Here is a 15,706-nt window from a genome sequence, read left to right as displayed (position 1 = left end):
GAGCCACGGAAAGACCCCTCGCCCTTTCAGGGGGAGGTTGGGTGGGGGGTACTCCAAGAAACTCCCCAATTGCCTCCCGGCACGGTTTGTCATAACACCACACCATGCCAAACGATCTCCCTCCCGCCTACGCCATTGTCCCGCCCAATCGTCCGCTTTCGGGGCGCGTTTCGCCGCCCGGCAGCAAGTCGATCACCAATCGCGCCTTGCTCCTCGCGGCCCTCGCGAAGGGCACCAGCCGCCTGACCGGTGCCTTGAAGAGCAAGGACACGGTACTGATGGCCAAGGCGCTGCGGGAAATGGGCGTCGAGATCACCGAGCCGGATGCGACGAGCTTCCTCGTCACGAGCCTTGGCCGCCTGAGCGCACCGTCTGCGCCGTTGTCCCTCGGCAATGCCGGGACGGCCACGCGCTTCCTGACGGCCGCCGTCGCGACCATCGATGGCACCGTCATCGTTGACGGCGACGAGGACATGCGCCTCCGTCCCATCCGCCCACTGGTGGACGCTCTCAAGCAACTCGGCATCGACGCCGAGAGCCCAACGGGCTGCCCGCCGGTCACCATCCGGGGCACGGGTCGCTTCGGCAAGGGCCGGGTCGAGATCGACGCATCGCTTTCCAGCCAGTACGTCTCGGCCCTGCTGATGGCTGCCCCCTTCGGCGATGGCCCCATCGAGATTGCCCTGGCCGGCAAGGATATCGGCGCGCGCGGCTATGTCGATCTCACCATAGCCGCCATGCGCGCCTTTGGCGCCGATGTCACCGAGAATGGCGAAGGCGCCTGGCTGGTCCAGCCGACCGGCTATAAGGCTACCGATTTCCACATCGAGCCCGATGCGTCCGCGGCCACCTATCTTTGGGGCATCGAAGCGCTGACGGGCGGCAAGATCGACCTCGGCGTGTCGGCCGACGCCTTCACCCAGCCCGATGCTGCCGCGCAGGCGATCATCGCGTCCTTCCCCAATATGCCCGAGATCATCGACGGCTCGCAGATGCAGGACGCGGTTCCGACCATGGCGGTCGTCGCGGCTTTCAACAACCGCCCGGTGCGCTTCGTCGGCATTGCCAATCTGCGCGTAAAGGAAACCGACCGCATCCGCGCCGTTGCCAATGAGCTCAATCGCGTCCTTCCCGGTCTCGCGACCGAAGAGGGCGACGATCTCGTCGTCGCCTCCGATCCTGCCCTTGCCTCCCAGCTGTCGGGACGGAATTCACGGATCAAGATCGAAACTTATCATGATCACCGCATAGCCATGAGCTTTGCTCTGGCGGGCTTGCTGGTGCCCAATATCGTCATCCTGGATCCGGCCTGCACCGGAAAAACCTATCCAGAATACTGGGAAATGCTCGCGGGTCTTGGTGTGCAGCTCCGCCCGGAGAAATGATCGCGGCCGAAGTCAGGCGGCGGAAACCCCGGACCGGATGCGCTCGAGGACCTCTTCATAGGTCTCTTCAGTGACGATGCGGTTTCGGCCGGCATTCTTGGCGGCATAGAGGCAGCGATCTGCTCTCTCGATGAGAGAGCCGGCGCTGTCTTCGGCGTGGAACAGGGCAATGCCGAAAGATGCGGTAATCCGTCCAAGCTTCTCATTGGTAGAGCGCTTGAGCAGTTCCTTGGCGTGGATGGCCTGACGAACGTTCTCGGCGACGATGCACGCGCCATTGAGGTCGGTGGACGGCAAGATGGCAACGAACTCCTCTCCTCCATATCGCGCCGCGATGTCGCGGCCCTTTATGTTGGATTTGAGAGTCATGGCTACGAGGCGCAGCACTTGGTCACCGGTCTGGTGACCGAAACGGTCATTGAACGATTTGAAGTGATCGATATCGACGAGGACAAGGCAGAGCGGATTGCCGGTTTGCCTTGCATCGGCAATCGCGTCGCGCAGCCCGTCGTCAAAGCTCTTGCGATTGGCGATCTTGGTGAGCGGGTCCAGCATGGACTCGCGCCGCACATCGTCCAGATCCCGCTGCAGCGCGGCTATATCCTCGCGTGAGGCTTCGAGCTTTTGCTCAAGCGTGCGATTGGTGTCCTGCATGCGCCGCGTTTCGGACAAAAGCCGGCTGGCCAGTTTGCGCAGGTCTTCCGGTCCGATGACCCTTTCCAGATCGCCCTGGGCCGACTGCAATGAGCCGGAATAGGCATTGGCCGTGGCCATCGCGGTATCGATAGCGTCGTGCACGTCCTGGATGCGGACATGCATCCGCTCCGAAACGATGGACATCCGATCGTTGACATCGGAGCGGAGGAATTCTTCGTAGAGCGTTTCGGCAAGCGTCGCTGTCGGTGCGCGGCCGCTTGCGAAAATGGCATTGATCCGGCTGTTCAGGGCAGGGTTTACCCCTGTCGCATAGGTATAGAGCAGCTCGTAAAATTGGGGGTAGGGCGGAATCCCGCTACGCTTCAGCAAATCCAGTGCCGAATTCGCATAGCCCAAAGCGCGTTCGAACTCGTGATCGGACACAGACTTCCCCACGCTCTCGGCCCCGCAACACTTTAGTGTGAAGGTAGAGCAAATATATTAACCGACGTCCACACCCGAACATTGCCATGCGAACTAGAATAGCGTTGACGTCGGGCCTTTCAATATTGGCGCCTGGATCTATTCGGTGATGCGAGTCGGTCGCAGCAGGAACGCTGGAACGGGGCCCGCGTCGCCAAAGGCAGACACATTGGCAGAGACGCTCTCCTCCGGCCGCTTCGTCGGCCTGCGGCGGCTGTTGGAGCTGGGCGCGGGTGGTTCAGCGCGAACGACTTCGGCCTGTGGTGCAATTTCGGCCTGTGGCACGATTTCAGCCTCGGGTGCGGCTGCCCCCTTGATCCGTCTGCGGGACGGACGCTTCTTGCGCCCCTCGGAGGCGGTCCCGTCGCTTTCGGCGGCTGGCTCCGGCCGGCTTTGCGCTGCGGGCGCGTCGAGCCATTCGATCGGCTTCTGAATCAGCTTCAGAATGGCGTCGAGATGCTTGCTGTCGGCCGGCGAAACTAGGGTGTAGGCGACGCCCAGTCGTCCAGCACGACCTGTGCGCCCAATCCGGTGAACATAGTCTTCGGCGTGGACGGGCACGTCGAAATTGAACACATGGCTCACAGCGGGAATGTCGAGGCCACGGGCAGCCACGTCGCTGGCGACCAGGAGAGTCAGGCGATTGCCCTTGAACGCGTCAAGCGTTTCCATGCGGCTCTTCTGGTCCATGTCGCCATGGAGCGCACCGGCCGAAAACCCGTGCCGCTCGAGAGAGCGGGCGAGGGTGGCAACGTCGCGCTTGCGGTTGCAGAAGATGATGGCGTTGGTCAGCCCTTCGGCGGCGCGGATCCGGTCGCGCAGGGCCGCGCGCTTGTCCTCGGGCTTGGACGACACCTTGACCAGCTTCTGGTCGATTGTGTCGGCGGTCGAAGCTGCCCGGGAGACCTGCACATGCACGGGGTTCTGGAGGAACTTCTTGGTCAGCTTTTCGATCTGCGCGTCCATGGTCGCCGAGAACAGCATGGTCTGGCGGCGCGGCGGCAGGCGATTGACGATCTTTTCGATGTCATCGATGAAGCCCATGTCGAGCATGCGGTCGGCTTCGTCGATCACGAGGATCTCGACGCCATTGAGCATGATCTTGCCGCGCTCGATCTGGTCGAGCAGTCGGCCCGGAGTGGCGATAAGGACGTCCACGCCACGGTCGAGCTTCTTGTTCTGGTCCTCGAACGACACGCCGCCAATGATCAGCGCCATCGTCAGTCGGTGGTTCTTGCCATATTTCTCGAAGTTCTCGGACACCTGCGCTGCCAGTTCGCGGGTCGGCTCGAGAATAAGGGTGCGCGGCATGCGGGCACGGGCACGGCCATTTTCCAGCAGCGTCAGCATCGGCAGCACGAAGCTTGCCGTCTTGCCGGTGCCGGTCTGGGCAATGCCGATCAGGTCCTTCTTCTCCAGAAGGTGGGGAATGGCCTGGGCTTGAATTTCAGTTGGGCGCGTATAGCCCGCCGCGGAAACGGCATCGGTTACCTTGCTGGAAAGTCCAAGGCTGGAGAAATCGTCGGTCAACGTCGGTCGATCCACTCAACGGTTTGCCGGTTGCAAACCGCCCCGAAACACTCGGGCCGGTATTCCGGTCTGGAAAGCGAGTCTCGCTTGAAAAGTGTAGCGAAATTCGCCTGTGCGGATGGAAAATCAATAAAACAGTTAAACATCCGCAGCGGGTAATGCGCAGACACGGAATAACCTTAAGTCATCGCCCCATAAACAGTGGGCGACCGTGCGCACGCAAGCGTGACGCCGCGAGGCATATCGTGCTCTTGCGGCGCGGACCATAGCGCAAAGGCCTTCTCTGTCAACGGTTTTGGCGTGGTCAAGAGCAATTGAGGTTAAGCGCGGCGCGTTTTTTCCGCTCAGTCTCCGCTGGAGCGCTCGCTGCTGGCGCGGACAACGACGCGCGGCGTGACGACAAACTGGTCCGCCGCGGCGCGACCATTGATCCGCTCGATAAGCAGCCTCGTGGCCTGAAGACCCAGGATTTCGCCTGACTGGTCGATGCTGGTCAGGCTGTTCTGGGCAAAATCGCAGAATACCGTATTGTCATAACCCACGATCGCCAGGTCGTCCGGCACGATGAGTCCGAGCTCGGTCGCCACGCTGATCGCTTCGAAAGCCATCAGATCCGTCCAGCAGAACAGCGCCTCCGGGCGATCGGGCCCTTTCAGCAACCGGCGCAGCACCACCTGGACATCCCGCAGCATCTGTGGCGCCCGAACGATGTTGATGTGCTCGCCCAGCCCGTGTTCGACCATTTCCATCCGGTAGCCGATTTCGCGCTGCTGGATCACCGATGAGGCCGGCTGCTCGAGGCTGAGCATGGCAATCCTGCTGTAGCCATTGGTGATCAGGTGCCGGATTGCGAGGCGCGCGCCCAACTGGTCGTCATTGTTGACCACGTCGAAATGCCGCTCCCCCTCCGGGTGATGGCCAATGAGCACGAGCGGCAGGCGGGCCGAAATCTCCTCCAGCCGCTCCGCCTGCTCGTTGGGTCCGATCAGGATCAGCCCATCCATCTGCCGGTCGACCATGGCATCGACCAGCGCATGAACCGAGGTGCTGATCCCCTGCATCGCCTGATACTGGGTCCTCTCGAGCGCGGTATTCACGCCCGCGAAAATGTCGGCAAAGAATGGATTTCTGAGATCGGGGAAGATCAGTCCGAGCGTGTAGGTACGTCCGCGCAATCCCCGGGCCGAGGTCAGCGGCCGGTAGTTGAGCTTGTCCATCGAGGCCTGGACCTTGCTCCGGAGCGCGTCGCTGACGCCATAGGCGTCTCGCAGCACTTTGGATACTGCCGCGACGGACACCCCGGCATCGCTGGCAACGTCGCGGATGGTTATTCTCGGAGTGCGGCCGGCCGTGATTTTTTTCTGCATGAGACCTCTTCTCAACCAGTTTCGCACCTAACCGATAAAAATCCTATTGCGAAGCCTGCAGAAATGTAGAACGCTACACGTAGAACAGTTTACACCGCGCAAAGCGGCAGAGGAGATGCCCTGTGCTGAATGAGACTAATGTGGAGCTCAATGCGGGCTCTCCCACTTCCGGCCGCACATGGGCAGCCAAAATGGTCCGTCCGCTTGCCGACAAGGGCGTCGGGACGCCGGCGAGTTTCGTCTCCAGGACTTTCACGCTCGACACCGTGCGCGGCAGCGAGACGCTCGATATTTCCGCGCTTGGCCTCTACATCGCCTTCATCAACGGCAAGCGCGTCGGCCGCGATATCCTGACGCCCGGCTGGACCAGCTACGATGTCCGTCTCAGCTACCAGACCTATTCGGTCGCCGAGCTGCTCGTTGCCGGCGAAAACCGCATCGAGATCTGGCTCGCCGATGGTTGGCTGCGCAGCCAGCTGATGTGGGGCAAGTTCCCGATCCACAATACCTATGGCACCGAAATCGCCGCCTTCGCCGAGCTCCGCGCGGGCCCGGGCGGTTCCGCCGATCTGCTCCTCGCCACCGACTCTTCCTGGGAAAGCGGCGAGCTCCCGGTCCGCAAATCCGGCATCTATTTCGGCGAAATCTACGATGCGCGGATCACTCCCGTCGTCTCCGCCGGAACCGCAGAGATCGCCTTCGACACAGCTCGCCTCGTCGCCCACGAAACCACCCCCGTCCGCGAACTCGAAGCCCTGCCGGTCGCCAGGAAGTGGACGGACGCCGAAGGCCGGGAAGTCTTCGATTTCGCCCAGAACATCGGCGGTTATGTCGCCTTCGAAATCACCGGCAAGGCCGGCGCGCGGGTCATCGTCGAACATGCCGAGGTTCTCGACAAGGACGGCAATTTCTATAACGTCAATTACCGCACCGCCGAAGCCCGCCTCGAATATACGTTGAGCGGGCAGGGCAGTGAGCACTACCGCCCGCTCTTCACCTTCCAGGGCTTCCGCTACGCCCGCGTCACCATTGAGGGCGACGCCCGCCTTGGCGGCATCGTCTCCGTGCCGATCAGCTCGGTCACCGAAGCCAAGGCGAGCTTCACCTCCGGCAATGCCTTGGTGAACCGCCTTTTCCTCAACACGCTCTGGTCCCAGCGCGGCAATTTCATCGAAGTCCCCACCGATTGCCCGCAGCGCGACGAACGCCTCGGCTGGACCGGCGATGCTCAGGTTTTTGCCGGCACGGCCTGCTATCTCGGCGACGTGCAGGGCTTCTTCCACAAATACATGCGCGATCTGATGGTCGATCAGCGTGAAGATGGCGCGGTGCCGCACGTCGTGCCCGATCCGACCCGCCTCCAGCCCGAATTCTACCCCGGCTTTTACGGCTCCACCGGCTGGGGCGACGCCGTCCACATCATTCCCTGGCAGCTCTACCTGCATTATGGCGACACGGCCTTCCTCAAGGAAGCGCTCCCGGCCATGGTCAAATGGGTGGATTTCGTCTGGTCCATCAGCGACGGCCCCATCGTTTCGCCGCCGCGCGAATGGGGGGCCCGCGGCTTCTCCTTCGGCGACTGGCTCCAGCCCAAGGGCCCGAGCGCCAAGCCATTGCCCACTATCGGAGACGATGCCGCTGCCACCATCTATCTTTATATCGCTGCGTCCAATGTTGCCGAAATCGCCCGCCTCTCCGGCGACGAAGCCACCAGTGCGCGCATGCTGAAAATCGCCGCCGACGTCAAGTCGGCCTTCGCTCGCGAGTTCATCACCGCCTCCGGTCGCCTCGCCTATGACGACCAGACCTCCTACGCCCTGGCCTTCGTCCACGACCTGATCCCTTCCGACAAATACGAAGCCGCCAAGACCTATTTCAAGAACACCATCGATCGCGCCGAATGCCGTATCGGCACCGGTTTCATCGGCACTCCGGCCCTGCTTCCGGCGCTGGTGAAAATCGGCGAATGGGGCCTCGTCAGCGAGTTGTTCCTTCAGGAACAGGTTCCCGGCTGGCTCTACCAGGTGAAGATGGGCGCCACCACCATCTGGGAACGCTGGGACGCCATCCAGGCCGATGGCTCCATCTATAACCCGCAGATGAACTCCTACAATCACTACGCCTATGGCGCTGTCTGTCAGTGGCTGCTTGAGGGCGTCGCCGGCTTCCGCCCGGACGCGAGCGATCCCGGCTTCAAGACTATTGTGTTCGAGCCGGTCATCCTGCCCGAGCTGTCCCCCGTCAGCGCGCAACACGATAGCCCCGTCGGCCAGATCAATGCCGCCTGGACCATCGCCGGCGAAGCGGTTCGGTACGAAATCGAAGTGCCCGCCGAAAGCCGGGGCATTCTCCGGCTCGCCGCTGCCTATCGCGATGCTACGCTCAACGGCCAACCGCTGTCGGCCACGGGCGATGTTCCGCTGGCCGCCGGCAAGCACGTCGTGACGTTCAACTACACTGCGCCCCAGCGTCGTGAACGCTCCAAGCCACATGTGAATGCAAACACGCCGTAACTGGCGTAGCCTGAATTTCAACCGGACCCGAAACTGGGTCCACAAGGGAGGTGCCTTTCATGAGAAATACCAAATTCCTTGCGCTCCTGAGCGCCAGCACGCTCGGACTGATGCTCACCGCCAGCGCCGTCAATGCGCAGCAGTCGGGCAATCTCAGCTTCCTCGTCGACAACGGCCCGCAATCGGTTGCCGTCGCGGAAGCCTGGGTTGCGGCCTTCACCGAGCAGAACCCCGACGTTTCCATTGATATGGAAATCCGTCCTGGCGGCGGCGATGGCGACAATATCGTCAAGACTCGCCTCGCCACCGGCTCGATGGCCGACGTCTTCTTCTACAATTCTGGTTCTCTGTTCCAGGCGCTCAACCCGACCCAGAACCTCCTGCCGCTGACCAATGAGCCCTTCCAGGCCAACATCCAGGACAGCTTCAAGTCGGTCGTGTCGGCAGGCGGCGAAGTCTATGGCGCCCCCTTCGCTCCGGCCATGGGCGGCGGCATCTTCTACAACAAGCCCCTCTACGAAGAGCTTGGCCTCGAAATTCCCAAGTCCTGGGACGAGTTCATGGCCAACAATGAGAAGATCAAGGCTGCCGGCAAGACCGCGGTCATCCAGACCTATGGCGAAACCTGGACAAGCCAGCTTTTCGTCTTGGCCGACTTCTACAACGTCCTCGCGGCAGAGCCTGACTTTGCCGAGAAGTACACCAATAACGAAGCCAAGTTCGCCACCAGCCCGGCGGCTCTGCGCGGCTTCGAAAAGCTGCAGGAAGTCTTTGAAGCCGGCTATCTCAATGCCGACTTCGGCGCAGCCACCTATCCGGATGGCCTGCGTATGGTAGCGACCGGCGAAGGCGCGCATTATCCGATGCTGACCTTCGGCATCGGCGCCATCCAGGAGACCGTTCCGGACCACATCAATGATGTCGGCTTCTTCGCCCAGCCGGGCGACAGCGCTGACAGCAATGGCCTCACCACCTGGATGCCGGACTCCATCTACGTCGCCAAGTCCACCGCCAATCCCGATCTTGCCAAGGCGTTCGTGGCCTTCATCGCCAGCCCTGAAGGCTGCGATATCCGCAACGAGGCCGTTGGCGCCACCGGTCCCTATATGATCGCCGGTTGCGAACTGCCGGCAGACGTGCCGCCGGCCGTTTCCGACATGCTGCCCTACTTCCAGGAAGGCGGTAACAACGCACCAGCTCTCGAATTCCTGTCCCCGATCAAGGGACCGGCCCTCGAGCAGATCACGGTTGAAGTCGGCTCGGGCATCCGTTCTGCCGCCGACGGCGCCGCTCTCTATGACGAGGACGTCCGCAAGCAGGCCCAGCAGCTCGGCCTCGCCGGCTGGTAAGCTCGGCTCGCTGGCTGGTAAGCGGGCAGGGGTGGCCGGCACTCATTGGTGTGCTGGCCACCACACCCATCCAACCTCCCCCTGACCGGGGAGGCCAGGGGACCTGGATGTCGCCCCAAGCTCGATCTGTCCCTCCCCCTGACAGGGGGAGGCTAGGAGGGGGTCTTGGATGTCGCCACAAGGGACCGCAGGCAAAAATCCAGCACACGCGCAGACTGAAGGCTCTTGAGCCTGGTCGGTAACAAGGGAGCGGAGATGACCGCCACCACATTGGGCGCCACGGGCGTCGTTCCCGCGCTGAAGACCCGGCGCCGCTCGGCCTATCCGGGCTGGTTCTTCCTGCCGGCGGCAATTATCTATTCGGTGCTGTTCCTCGCGCCCACTTTCGCTTCCCTCTATTTCAGCCTGACGCGCTGGACGCTGTTTGACGCCACCTTTATCGGCCTCGACAATTTCGCCCAGTTCTTCCGCGAACCGTTCCTGATCCAGGGCCTGGTCAATACAATCGTCTATGCGGTCGTGACCTCGGGGCTCAAGGTCATCCTGGGCATGGCCCTTGCGGTGATGCTCACCAGCCAGATCGTGGCGCGGGGCTATCTGCGCTCGGTCATCTTCTTTCCGGTACTGGTCTCGACCGTCGGCGTCGGCATCACCTTTACCGTGCTCATGCACCCCACTGCCGGTGCTATCAACGAGACGCTGGCAATGATCGGCATCAAGGGGCCGGGCTGGCTCGTCGATCCCAGGCTCGCTCTCTATTCGGTCGCCATGGTGGACGTCTGGAAGGGCGTGGGCCTCGCCACCGTCATCTACATCGCCGGTCTCGTCGCCATCCCGCGGGATTACTATGAAGCCGCCCGCATCGATGGCGCCACCAAGTGGCAGAATTTTATCTATGTCACGCTGCCGCTCAGCCGGCCGGCCACGGCCACCGTTATCACCCTCTCGTTCATCGGCGGCCTGCGCACCTTCGACCTCATCTGGGCCATGACCAAGGGCGGCCCCGGCTTCGCCTCGGATACCGTCGCATCGGTCATCTACAAGCAGTACCAGGCCGGTTTTTACGGTCTCTCGACCGCCGGTAACGTCGTGCTCTTCGTGCTGATCGGCATCCTCGTCGTGCCGCTGACGATGTTCCTCAATCGCAAGCAGGGCCACGAATGAAACCGCGCCATTCTCTTGTCGGCGGCCTTGCTGCCATAGCGGCGACATTCGTCGTTTTCGTCATCCCGTTCATTTTCATCATTCTGATGGCCTTCAAGGACAAGCAGCAGTCGTCACTGCGCGACTTCTCCTGGCCCAATGGCTTTCACCTCTGGGACAACATTGTCCAGGTGGTGCAGACCCGAAACTGGATGCTGATCACCGCCTTCATCAACTCGAGCCTCATTACGGTCGCCAGCGTCACGCTGCTGATCGTCTTTGCGGCCATGGTTGGCTTTGTGTTGGCCCGCCGCAAGACGCGCTGGAATGGCCTCATCGAATTCCTGATCCTCGCCGGTCTGATGATCCCGCCGGCGGTAGTGCCGACCATCTGGCTTCTGCAGGGTCTCCAACTCTTCGGCACGCTCCATGGCATGATCCTGATCGAAGTGGCCTACAATTTGCCATTCTCGATCATCCTCTACCGGGCCTTCATCGCCACCATTCCGCGCGAACTCGACGAAGCCGCCATCATCGATGGCGCACGACCCATGGACGTGTTTTTCCGCGTCATCCTGCCCATGCTCTGGCCAGTGACCGTCACCAATATCGTCGTGCAGTCCGTTGGCATCTTCAACGACTTCACCAACCCGCTCTACTATCTGCCGGGCAATGCCAATGCGACGGTGCAGCTGACGCTCTTCAACTTCCAGAGCCAGTTCAGCACCGCCTATAATCTGCTGTTCACCAACATCCTTCTCATCACCATCCCTCCGCTCATCGTCTTCATGTTCTTCAACCGCCAGATCGTGGCGGGCATGACGGCCGGCGCGGTCAAGGGCTAAGCGATGACAACACCAATTTCACAGCGGGAGATCTGAGCCGTGGCCGGACTTGAGCTCAAGAACATCTACAAGGCCTACGGTAATGTCGAGGTCATCAAGGGCGTAGACCTGTCGATCAACCATGGCGAGTTTGTCGTCTTTGTCGGTCCCTCCGGATGCGGAAAATCGACGCTCCTGCGCATGATCGCCGGTCTCGAGGAGATTTCCGCGGGCGAGCTCTTTATCGGCGACAAGCTTTGCAATGATGTCGAGCCGCGCGACCGCTCCATTGCCATGGTGTTCCAGTCCTACGCGCTCTACCCGCATATGACGGTCTACGACAATGTCGGCTTCGGCCTGAAGCTCGCCAAGACGCCCAAGGACATTCGCGACCAGAAGATCCGGGAAGCCGCCCGCATCCTCAAGATGGAGCATCTGCTCGATCGCAAGCCCGGCCAACTCTCGGGCGGCCAGCGCCAGCGCGTGGCCATCGGCCGCGCCATCGTGCGCCAGCCCGAGGTGTTCCTCTTCGACGAGCCGCTCTCCAATCTCGACGCGGCCCTTCGCGTCGACACCCGCATGGAGATCGCAAAGCTCCACGCCGACCTGGGCGCGACGATGATCTATGTCACCCACGACCAGGTCGAGGCGATGACCCTCGCCGACAAGATCGTTGTGCTCGATGCAGGTGTCGTTCAGCAGGTCGGCGCACCCATCGAACTCTACCAGCGGCCCGCCAATCTCTTCGTCGCCGGTTTCATCGGTTCCCCCAAGATGAACTTCGTGCAAGTCACCGTCGAAGCGGTCGAAGACGGCGCGATCGTGGTCAACAGCAAGGACGTCGCCAATCTTCGCATTCCCGCACGAACTGAGGGTGTCAACGTTAACGATTTGCTAACATTAGGTGTCCGTCCGCACGACCTTTCGCCCTCTTCGAGTGGTGCCGTAGTGGGCCGCGTCGGTCTCGTCGAACGGCTCGGCAACGAGACGATCGTCAATGTTGAACTGGCCTCAGGCACCCCGTGGCTGGCCGTTCTCGATGGCGATCAGGCCCTGCGGGTCGGCGAAAGCCTGGCCCTCTCTGCCGACCCTGCCAAGGCAGTTCTGTTCGACAGCGATGGCATTTCGCTCTTGCCGCCGCCAATTGCCTAGACTTTTCAAGGCCCCGGTCTCCGGGGCTTTTTTTTGTCCGACGGTCCGAATGTGGGTCGAAAAGGGGCGTGCCGACTCGTCGTGTCTCAGAACCAGGAGGTCCAGATGGCGCTTGATGCTATTGAAGTGATTACGCTTTTCGTCGAAGACATCGTTGAAGTCCGCGAGTTTTACCAGCGCATATTCGACGTCGATGTCGTCTACCAGGACGATGTCTCGGCAGTGTTCGGCTTCGCTGGCACCATGATCAATCTCCTGGCCGAAACGCAGGCGCCAACCCTTGTCGAGCCCACTGCAATTGGCAGGGCAGGTGATGGTCCGCGCATGCTCCTGACCATCCGCGTCGACGATGTCGACTTGGAACATCAGCGTTTACAGGCACTTGGCGTCGAATTTCTCAACGGTCCCTTGGACCGCCCTTGGGGACGGCGCACCGCAGCTTTCGCCGACCCTGCAGGCAATGCCTGGGAACTCGCTCAGCTCACGCAACAAATGTGAATTGCGCTTGTTGGCCAACAATGTCGAAGTCTGAGGACGCTGGTCGTCGTTGGTCAGTGGCGTATTCTTTCGCCACTGACAGCCTCTGTCACCGCGCTTGCCTAAGCTAGATCGCCGCCAGAGGCCCGCTATCCGCCGCTTCGCAAGGATGCCCCTATGAGCCCGTTCCATCAGATTCTCGGTAACAACCTCGTTGCGAATATCACCAACTTCACGGTCTGGTTCGCGCTAACCTTCTGGATTTTCATCGAAACTCAGTCCGTGTTTGCGACAGGGATGGTCGCGGGCATCTATCTGGTCTTCACGGCGGGGATGGGCTTCTGGTTCGGCAGCATCGTCGACCACAATTCCAAGAAGGCATCCATGCAGGGCTCAAGCCTTGCTTCCTTCTTCTTTTATCTCGTCGCGACGGCGCTGGTTTTTCTGGAACCGGAAAATGCCTTTGCCGATCCCTACGGGCCCTATTTGTGGGGTTTTGTGCTCATCGTCATGATGGGGGTGATCGCGGGCAATATCAGGAGCATCGCACTTCCAACGCTGGTGACCATCATGATCCCCGAGGATCGTCGCGACAAGGCCAACGGTCTGGTGGGTATGGTCAGTGGCATAGGCTTCCTCACGACCTCGGTAATAAGCGGTTTCCTGGTCGCGTTCGGCGGGATGAAGCTGACGCTTATCCTCGCACTGGCGTTCACCCTTCTTGCCTTCGTGCACTTGTTGGCGGTCCGCCTTGACGAGGGCCGCGTGGCACCGAATGCTGACATCCCCGAGGAGCCCAAGAGGGTGGACATCGCCGGCACGATCCGCGTCATCGCCGCCGTTCCGGGCCTGTTTGCACTCATCTTTTTCGCCACATTCAACAATTTCCTGGGCGGCGTTTTCATGGCCCTGCTGGACGCCTATGGGCTTTCGCTGGTCTCCGTGCAGGTGTGGGGCCTGACCTTCGGCGCGCTTTCCACGGCCTTCATCCTGAGCGGCATCGTCATCGCAAAAACTGGCTTGGGCAAAAACCCACTCAGGACCTTGTTGACGGTGAATATGATTACCTGGTCGGTCTGTTGCGTATTCACCCTGCAGTCCTCGATCTGGCTGCTGGCCGGAGGGTGCTTTATCTGGATGCTACTTGGGCCCTACGCCGAAGCCGCAGAACATACGACCCTACAAAAGGTCGTGCCGCTTGAAAGGCAGGGGCGGGTCTTCGGATTTGCTCAATCGGTCGAGCAGTCCGCCTCTCCTTTGACCGCTTTCCTGATCGGCCCGCTGACCCAGTTCGTGGTCATCCCCTTCATGACCGACGGGGCCGGTGCCGATGCAATTGGCGACTGGTTCGGCAGGGGGCCGGAGCGGGGCATGGCCCTGGTCTTCACCATTGCCGGAATAATCGGGCTGATGGTGACCATCATCGCCTTCAATTCCCGGGCGTATCGAGACTTGTCCAATGCCTACGCTCTGAAAGGGGATGATGACGACGGGGCTGCTGTCGCAAGCCCCGTCTGAGGGCGGTCAGGCTGGTACGGCGTGTGTGGGAGCAATATCATGGTTCTTGGGCGGAAAGGCCAGGGCCAGTGCCGCGGCGGCGAGGCCGATGACGGCAGAGCTGACATAGAGCCAGTGGTAGTCGCCGAAAGTATCGAAGATCCAACCCCCGCCGAGTGGGCCAAAGGCCATGCCGATGCTGGATGTCATGGTGATCCCGCCCAGGACGGTGCCCATGACCTTCGGCCCGAAATAGTCACGGGCAAGGACGGCGTAGAGGGGCATCACACCGCCATAGGCCAGGCCAAGCACTGCTGCCAGCGCATAGAAGTGGCTGAGTTCACTGACATAAATGTAGGTGTAGATGCCAGCGGCCTGGAGCACGAGGCCGCCGATGATGACCCGCTTGACGCCAAGCCTGTCGCCGAGGATGCCGAAAATGACCCGGCCAAAAAGGCCGGCAAAACCTTCGACGCTGTAGATGCTCGCCGCCGCGATGGCCGACGCACCGCAAAGCATGGCGTAGCTGACGGTGTGAAAGATCGGGCCGGAATGGGCGGCGCAGCAGAAGAAAAACACCCCGGCGAGAACGAAGAATTGTGGCGTCCTAAACACGGCACCCATCCGTGTGGGCTGTTGCTCGGCCGGTTCGACGTCACTGGAAGGGGTAGGCGATGCGGCGAGCATCTCGGGAGCGCGACGAATGAGCAGGCTTAGCGGCAAGATGAGGACAGTGGCTGTGATCGCAGTCATCATCATGGCGTCGCGCCAGCCATAGATCTGGATCAGAACAGTGGCGAGTGGTGTGATGACCATCGGCGCGACGCCGCCACCGAGCGAGACAAGCGACACGGCAAGACTGCGGTTCTTGTCGAACCATCCGATTGTCGTCGCCATGAGTGGTGCGAAAAAAGCGCCACCAGATGCGCCAACGAGCCCGCCATAGGCAAATTGGAACACCAGCAAATCTGTGGCTCGGCTGGCTATGAACAGCCCCAGGCCAAGCATGACAGCAGCGATAAGGACGACCGGGCGGGCACCGATCCTGTCCGTCAGCGTGCCCCAGAAGAAGCCGGCCACGCCCATCACCAGGAAGCCCACAGTCATGGCGCCGGATATCCCGGCCCGGGTCCATCCGGTCTGGTCGGCCATGGGTTGGAGATAGACGGGCAGGGCGAACATCGCGCCCATCGCCACGCAGGTAATGACGGCTCCCGCCGCAACGATTACCCACCCGTAGTGTCTTTCCATTGGAAGGTCCTCCTCAAGGATGCATCCTTCGCGACGGATGAGGCGCCTGCGGGTCGACATTGGCAAGTGTGATTTTTCAATACGAAAAACCTCCACGCA

12 protein-coding genes are annotated in these 15,706 nt (G+C 61.3%); 8 read left to right on the top strand and 4 right to left on the bottom strand.

Features of this window, described 5'->3' with window-relative positions:
- Window positions 1-104: 104 nt before the first annotated feature.
- Window positions 105-1,385: a 3-phosphoshikimate 1-carboxyvinyltransferase gene (locus N0P34_RS12315; protein ID WP_275603528.1), complete on the top strand. Its 1,281-nt coding sequence runs from the start codon at window positions 105-107 to the stop codon at window positions 1,383-1,385.
- Window positions 1,386-1,397: 12 nt separating this feature from the next.
- On the opposite strand, the gene N0P34_RS12310 is transcribed toward N0P34_RS12315, so the two are convergent.
- The 3 genes from N0P34_RS12310 to N0P34_RS12300 form a co-directional block, all read right to left on the bottom strand.
- Window positions 1,398-2,465: a GGDEF domain-containing protein gene (locus tag N0P34_RS12310; protein ID WP_275603527.1), complete on the bottom strand. Its 1,068-nt coding sequence runs from the start codon at window positions 2,463-2,465 to the stop codon at window positions 1,398-1,400.
- 138 nt (window positions 2,466-2,603) lie between these two features.
- Window positions 2,604-4,034, bottom strand: a complete 1,431-nt coding sequence (locus N0P34_RS12305) for a DEAD/DEAH box helicase (protein ID WP_275603526.1) — start codon at window positions 4,032-4,034, stop codon at window positions 2,604-2,606.
- A gap of 344 nt (window positions 4,035-4,378) precedes the next feature.
- On the bottom strand, window positions 4,379-5,401 hold the full coding sequence (locus tag N0P34_RS12300; protein ID WP_275603525.1) for a LacI family DNA-binding transcriptional regulator: 1,023 nt from the start codon (window positions 5,399-5,401) through the stop codon (window positions 4,379-4,381).
- A gap of 191 nt (window positions 5,402-5,592) precedes the next feature.
- Between N0P34_RS12300 and N0P34_RS12295 the strand changes: the two genes are divergently transcribed.
- From N0P34_RS12295 to N0P34_RS12265, 7 genes are all read left to right on the top strand, one after another.
- Window positions 5,593-7,914, top strand: a complete 2,322-nt coding sequence (locus N0P34_RS12295; protein WP_275606981.1) for an alpha-L-rhamnosidase — start codon at window positions 5,593-5,595, stop codon at window positions 7,912-7,914.
- 110 nt (window positions 7,915-8,024) lie between these two features.
- Entirely contained in the window at window positions 8,025-9,263 is a 1,239-nt protein-coding gene (locus N0P34_RS12290) for an extracellular solute-binding protein (protein WP_275606980.1), read from the top strand.
- Between the two features lie 255 nt (window positions 9,264-9,518).
- Window positions 9,519-10,427: a sugar ABC transporter permease gene (locus tag N0P34_RS12285; RefSeq protein ID WP_275603524.1), complete on the top strand. Its 909-nt coding sequence runs from the start codon at window positions 9,519-9,521 to the stop codon at window positions 10,425-10,427.
- Window positions 10,424-11,251 carry a carbohydrate ABC transporter permease gene (locus N0P34_RS12280; protein WP_275603523.1) on the top strand — a complete coding sequence of 276 codons (828 nt, stop codon included), beginning with the start codon at window positions 10,424-10,426 and terminating at the stop codon, window positions 11,249-11,251. Before N0P34_RS12285 ends, N0P34_RS12280 begins: the two co-directional genes overlap by 4 nt.
- 39 nt (window positions 11,252-11,290) lie before the next feature.
- On the top strand, window positions 11,291-12,382 hold the full coding sequence (gene ugpC / locus N0P34_RS12275) for a sn-glycerol-3-phosphate ABC transporter ATP-binding protein UgpC (protein ID WP_275603522.1): 1,092 nt from the start codon (window positions 11,291-11,293) through the stop codon (window positions 12,380-12,382).
- A 105-nt stretch (window positions 12,383-12,487) separates the two neighbouring features.
- Window positions 12,488-12,880: a VOC family protein gene (locus tag N0P34_RS12270; RefSeq protein ID WP_275603521.1), complete on the top strand. Its 393-nt coding sequence runs from the start codon at window positions 12,488-12,490 to the stop codon at window positions 12,878-12,880.
- 156 nt (window positions 12,881-13,036) lie between these two features.
- On the top strand, window positions 13,037-14,377 hold the full coding sequence (locus N0P34_RS12265) for an MFS transporter (RefSeq protein WP_275603520.1): 1,341 nt from the start codon (window positions 13,037-13,039) through the stop codon (window positions 14,375-14,377).
- A 6-nt stretch (window positions 14,378-14,383) separates the two neighbouring features.
- Here N0P34_RS12265 and N0P34_RS12260 read toward each other — a convergent pair whose 3' ends face one another.
- Complete coding sequence (locus tag N0P34_RS12260; RefSeq protein WP_275603519.1) at window positions 14,384-15,607, bottom strand: MFS transporter; 1,224 nt, start codon at window positions 15,605-15,607, stop codon at window positions 14,384-14,386.
- Between the last annotated feature and the right edge of the window lie 99 nt (window positions 15,608-15,706).

The sequence above is a fragment of the Devosia sp. FJ2-5-3 genome (assembly GCF_029201545.1).
GTDB lineage: Bacteria > Pseudomonadota > Alphaproteobacteria > Rhizobiales > Devosiaceae > Devosia.
Note: the sequence above shows the minus strand (reverse complement) of the source record. Positions and strands in the feature narration are given on the sequence as shown.

What these genes read in the sequence shown, in the direction of transcription:
- N0P34_RS12315 (WP_275603528.1), top strand. Translation starts at nt 105, where the DNA reads ATGCCAAACGATCTCCCTCCCGCCTACGCCATTGTCCCGCCCAATCGT.
- N0P34_RS12300 (WP_275603525.1), bottom strand. Translation starts at nt 5,401, where the DNA reads ATGCAGAAAAAAATCACGGCCGGCCGCACTCCGAGAATAACCATCCGC.
- N0P34_RS12295 (WP_275606981.1), top strand. Translation starts at nt 5,593, where the DNA reads ATGGTCCGTCCGCTTGCCGACAAGGGCGTCGGGACGCCGGCGAGTTTC.
- N0P34_RS12290 (WP_275606980.1), top strand. Translation starts at nt 8,025, where the DNA reads ATGCTCACCGCCAGCGCCGTCAATGCGCAGCAGTCGGGCAATCTCAGC.
- N0P34_RS12285 (WP_275603524.1), top strand. Translation starts at nt 9,519, where the DNA reads ATGACCGCCACCACATTGGGCGCCACGGGCGTCGTTCCCGCGCTGAAG.
- N0P34_RS12280 (WP_275603523.1), top strand. Translation starts at nt 10,424, where the DNA reads ATGAAACCGCGCCATTCTCTTGTCGGCGGCCTTGCTGCCATAGCGGCG.
- N0P34_RS12270 (WP_275603521.1), top strand. Translation starts at nt 12,488, where the DNA reads ATGGCGCTTGATGCTATTGAAGTGATTACGCTTTTCGTCGAAGACATC.
- N0P34_RS12265 (WP_275603520.1), top strand. Translation starts at nt 13,037, where the DNA reads ATGAGCCCGTTCCATCAGATTCTCGGTAACAACCTCGTTGCGAATATC.
- N0P34_RS12260 (WP_275603519.1), bottom strand. Translation starts at nt 15,607, where the DNA reads ATGGAAAGACACTACGGGTGGGTAATCGTTGCGGCGGGAGCCGTCATT.